The sequence below is a fragment of the Shewanella sp. SG41-4 genome, from assembly GCF_014164505.1.
GTDB lineage: Bacteria > Pseudomonadota > Gammaproteobacteria > Enterobacterales > Shewanellaceae > Shewanella.
This window is the reverse complement of the sequence record NZ_JACJFI010000777.1, coordinates 1-286: the sequence shown is the minus strand read 5'-3', so window position 1 is coordinate 286 and position 286 is coordinate 1. Positions and strand designations below refer to the sequence as shown.

At 41.3% G+C, this 286-nt stretch carries 2 tRNA genes; both read left to right on the top strand.

From position 1 onward, the window contains the following. Nucleotides 1-34: 34 nt before the first annotated feature. A tRNA-Lys gene (locus tag H5202_RS23795) sits at nucleotides 35-110 on the top strand. 86 nt (nucleotides 111-196) lie between these two features. After that, a tRNA-Lys gene (locus H5202_RS23790) sits at nucleotides 197-272 on the top strand. Nucleotides 273-286: the final 14 nt, after the last annotated feature.

The following is a 286-nucleotide window of genomic DNA, read 5'->3' as shown; positions in this document are numbered from 1 at the left end:
CCAGTAAGAATATCAGTTCTTGCAAAACCAAGATGGGTCGTTAGCTCAGTTGGTAGAGCAGTTGGCTTTTAACCAATTGGTCGAAGGTTCGAATCCTTCACGACCCACCACTTTTTAAATCGTGGTTAAAGAATTTAAATGTTATAAAATGGGGCATTCACTCCAGTAAGAATATCAGTTCTTGCAAAACCAAGATGGGTCGTTAGCTCAGTTGGTAGAGCAGTTGGCTTTTAACCAATTGGTCGAAGGTTCGAATCCTTCACGACCCACCACTTTTTAAATCGTG